Genomic DNA, 4,063 nt, shown 5'->3' on the forward strand with positions numbered 1-4,063 from the left:
GGTGTCGCTCGATTGCAGCGCCTTCTGCCCCCCCCGCGGGGGGGGGGGGGTTTTTTTTTCGTTTCTGTCGATCAGGCCGGGTAGATCGCGCCGAGCACTCGCAGCCCTCTGGCCGCCGTGACGCTTGGGCGGTTCGCCGGGATGCCTTCGAGGCAGCAATGAGCCAGCCATGCGAATGCCATCGCCTCGACCCAGTCCGGGTCAATACCTTGGGCATCGGTGCTGGTCACTTTCGCGGCCGGCAGCAGGGCGGCCAGCCTATTCATCAGGGTGCCATTGCGTGCGCCGCCGCCACAGACCATCAGGGCTTCGGTGCCTTGCTGGGCATTGCGCAAGGCATCGGTGATGCTGCGGGCGGTCAGTTCCAGCAGGGTGGCCTGAACGTCTTCGTCGCGATAACGCGGCAGCCTTGCCAGGTGAGCGTCGAGCCAGGGCAGGTTGAATACCTCGCGCCCGGTGCTCTTGGGGCCATTGCCGGCGAAGAACGGATCGCTCAGCAGCGTTGCCAGCAATTCGTCCTGCACCTTGCCGCTTGCCGCCCATGCGCCATCGGCGTCGAAGGTCTGGCCGCGCTTGCGCTCGATCCACGCATCCAGCAGCACATTGCCCGGGCCGCAGTCGAAGCCATGCACTGGCGTGTCTTGGGCAATGAGGCTCAGGTTGCTGAAGCCACCGACGTTGAGTACTGCCAGGCGCTGCCCCAGGTGGGCGAACAAGGCTTCGTGGAAGGCCGGGACCAGTGGTGCGCCCTGGCCGCCTGCGGCCACGTCGCGGCGACGGAAATCACCCACCACGCAGATGCCGGTCAGCTCGGCGAGCAATGCCGGGTTGCCGATCTGCACGGTAAAGCCGCGGGCTGGTTCGTGACGGATGGTCTGGCCGTGGCTGCCGATGGCGCGGATGGCGCTGGGCTCGAGTTTCTGCTCGGCCAGCAATTGCCGGATGCCCTCTGCAGCAAGGCTGGCCCAGCGATTTTCGGCCAGCGCTGCCCGTGCGATCTCGTCGGGGCCACTGGCACAGAGGCTCAGCAGGTCCCGGCGAAGGTCGGAGGGCATGGGCAGGTAGCAGGTGGCGAGCAACCGTGGCTGCTCGCACTGTTCGATCAGGGCAATGTCCAGGCCGTCAAGGCTGGTGCCGGACATCACCCCCAGGTAGAACGCCATGGATCAGCGCTTGTTGGCGGCGAGCAGCGTGGCCTTTTCCTGATCCATGCGAGCGATCAGGGGTTGGCTTTGCTGCATGAAGCGCTGGCGCTCGGCCTTGGCGATCGGATCGGCCATCGGCACCTTCTGGCTCAGCGGGTCGACATGGACGCCGTTGACCTGGAACTCGTAGTGCAGGTGCGGGCCAGTGGAGAGACCGGTGGTGCCGATATAGCCGATGATCTGGCCCTGCTTGACGTTGCTGCCGGTCTTGATGCCTTTGGCGAAGCCTTGCATGTGGCCATACAGGGTCTTGTAGGTGTTGCCGTGGGCGATGATCACTGTGTTGCCGTAGCCGCCGCGGCGGCCGGCCAGTTCGATGCGGCCATCACCGGCTGCCTTGATCGGCGTGCCGCGAGGCGCTGCATAGTCGACACCTTTATGGGCGCGAATCTTGTTCAGGATCGGGTGCTTGCGCCCGGCGGAGAAGCGCGAGCTGATGCGGGCGAAGTCCACCGGTGTGCGGATGAACGCCTTGCGCAGGCTGTTGCCGTCAGCGGTATAGTAGCTGGTATTGCCCTGCTTGTTGGTGTAGCGCACGGCGGTGTAGGTCTTGCCGCGATTGGTGAAACGCGCCGAGAGGATGTTGCCGGTGCCGACCACCTTGCCATCCATGACCTTTTGTTCGTAGACCACGTCGAATTCGTCGCCAGGGCGGATGTCCTGGGCGAAGTCGATGTCGTAGCCCAGCACGCGGGCCATATCCATGGTCAGGCTGTGGGAAAGGCCGGCACGTTGGGCCGAGGCCGAGAGCGAGCTCTTGATGACGCCATGGGCGTAGGCGGTTCGCACCAGGGGCTTGGTGATTTCGCGTTCGAACGCGTAGCCCTTGTCGGTCTTGTTCAGGCGGATGCTTTCGAGGTTGCTGACCTGGCTGTGCAAGCTGGCCAGTTGGCCGTCCTTGTCCAGTTCGAACTGTAGCACCTGGCCGTGTTTCAGCTGGCTGAACTGCTTGGCTTGCTTGTCGCTGGCCAGAACGTCATGCACGACGTTGGCGGGCAGGCCCACTTTGGCGAACAGTGTGGAGAGGGTGTCGCCACGGGCGACCACGACTTCGCGATGACCGGGGGCCTTGTCTTGCGCCTTCTCCTGCGCGACGGGTTGCGGCTGTCCGGCGGCCTGTTCTGTAGCGGGTTCATCCCCTTCGATCTGGGCGAAGGGCGAGCCGGTGGATTCGGTGGACTGCACCAGCGGTGCGGCCTTGGATTCGTCTTTGAGTTGCTCGGCCGGGGTTTCGAGCTCGAGGCTGAGGGTGGTCTTCTTCGCTTCTACGTCGCTGGAGGGAAATACCAGCAAGGCCAGGCTGAGCAGGGCGGCGATGCCGCTGGCGGCCAACAGATGGCTTTTCGGATAAAGCGGGGGCGCTTTAGGCGTGTCGTTGGTCATAGATGAGGTGACTTTGAAAAAGTGAATGAAAAAGGTGACTGAATACGCTGAAAAACACGGTGGAAAAGATGAATGACATGATGAAGATGAAATAACTGTATAAAATATAACCAAATCCATTTTCGCGCAAGGGCGCGTAGACGCCGCAAGGCGCCTTCCGGGTCACATTCCGTTGCGAAACTTGTATTTGACGGCCGATCTTGTATGGTTGGTCCCCTTTGAATCTGAGCCTTGCGGGTCTGTCTATGAAGTCGGTTGAAGAGCAGCTGGCGCTTATCAAGCGCGGTGCGGAAGAGGTGTTGGTCGAGTCGGAACTGGTGGAGAAGCTCAAGCGCGGCCAGCCGCTGCGTATCAAGGCTGGCTTCGACCCGACGGCTCCTGACCTGCATCTGGGTCACACCGTGCTGATCAACAAGCTGCGGCAGTTCCAGGAATTGGGGCATCAGGTGATCTTCCTGATCGGTGACTTCACCGGCATGATCGGTGACCCTAGCGGCAAGAGTGCCACGCGCCCGCCGCTGACCCGCGAGCAGGTTCTGGACAACGCCGAAACCTATAAGCAGCAAGTGTTCAAGATTCTCGACCCGGCCAAGACCGAGGTCGCGTTCAATTCTACCTGGATGGATAAGCTGACCCCGGCCGACTTCATTCGTCTGGCGTCCCAGTACACCGTCGCGCGCATGCTCGAGCGTGACGACTTCGACAAGCGCTACACCAGCCAGCAACCGATCGCCATCCATGAGTTCCTCTATCCGCTGGTGCAGGGTTACGACTCGGTTGCGCTAAAGGCGGATGTCGAGCTCGGTGGTACCGACCAGAAGTTCAACCTGCTGATGGGGCGTGAGCTGCAGCGCGCCTATGGCCAGGAAGCTCAGAACATCGTGACCATGCCGTTGCTCGAAGGGCTCGATGGCGTGAAGAAGATGTCCAAGTCGCTGGGTAACTATGTGGGTATCCAGGAAGCGCCTGGGGTGATGTACAGCAAGCTGGTCTCGATTCCGGATACGCTGATGTGGCGCTACTTCGAGCTGCTGAGCTTCCGCTCGATGGACGAGATCGATCAGTTCCGCGCCGATGTCGAGAAGGGTGCGAACCCGCGCGACATCAAGATCAAGCTGGCCGAAGAGATCGTGGCGCGCTTCCATGGTGAAGAGGCTGCGGCGAATGCTCACCGTGCTGCGGGCAACCGCATGAAGGAGGGCGAGCTGCCTGAGGATCTGCCGGAGATCGAAGTCGCTGCGGCTGAAGACCTGCCGATCGCTGCGGTGCTGAACCGTGCGGGTCTGGTAAAGAACTCGGCCCAGGCGCGTGATCTGCTCGGTAGCGGCGCGGTCAAGGTTGATGGTGCAGTCGTCGACAAGGATTTCTTGTTTGTCCTGGGTGCTACCCATGTGTGCCAGGCGGGTAAGAAGTCGTTTGGCCGGGTTACCTTGAAGGCCGAGTGATTGGTTGCGGGTGTAGCTATATATAGAAGC

Annotated in this window: 3 protein-coding genes; 1 reads left to right on the forward strand and 2 read right to left on the reverse strand. The window is 61.8% G+C overall.

The window, feature by feature from the left end; all coding sequences use genetic code 11:
• Positions 1 to 71 precede the first annotated feature (71 nt).
• Positions 72 to 1,163: an anhydro-N-acetylmuramic acid kinase gene (locus HU729_RS25070; protein WP_186711879.1), complete on the reverse strand. Its 1,092-nt coding sequence runs from the start codon at positions 1,161 to 1,163 to the stop codon at positions 72 to 74.
• Positions 1,164 to 1,166: 3 nt separating this feature from the next.
• Positions 1,167 to 2,588 carry a peptidoglycan DD-metalloendopeptidase family protein gene (locus HU729_RS25075; RefSeq protein WP_186711880.1) on the reverse strand — a complete coding sequence of 474 codons (1,422 nt, stop codon included), beginning with the start codon at positions 2,586 to 2,588 and terminating at the stop codon, positions 1,167 to 1,169.
• Between the two features lie 245 nt (positions 2,589 to 2,833).
• On the opposite strand from HU729_RS25075, the gene tyrS reads away from it, so the two are divergent.
• Positions 2,834 to 4,033 (forward strand): tyrosine--tRNA ligase, encoded by a 1,200-nt coding sequence (tyrS, locus tag HU729_RS25080; protein WP_186667574.1) that lies wholly within the window; start codon positions 2,834 to 2,836, stop codon positions 4,031 to 4,033.
• Positions 4,034 to 4,063: the final 30 nt, after the last annotated feature.

The organism is Pseudomonas sp. RW10S2 (genome assembly GCF_014268985.1).
In the GTDB taxonomy this organism is placed as follows: domain Bacteria; phylum Pseudomonadota; class Gammaproteobacteria; order Pseudomonadales; family Pseudomonadaceae; genus Aquipseudomonas; species Aquipseudomonas wayambapalatensis.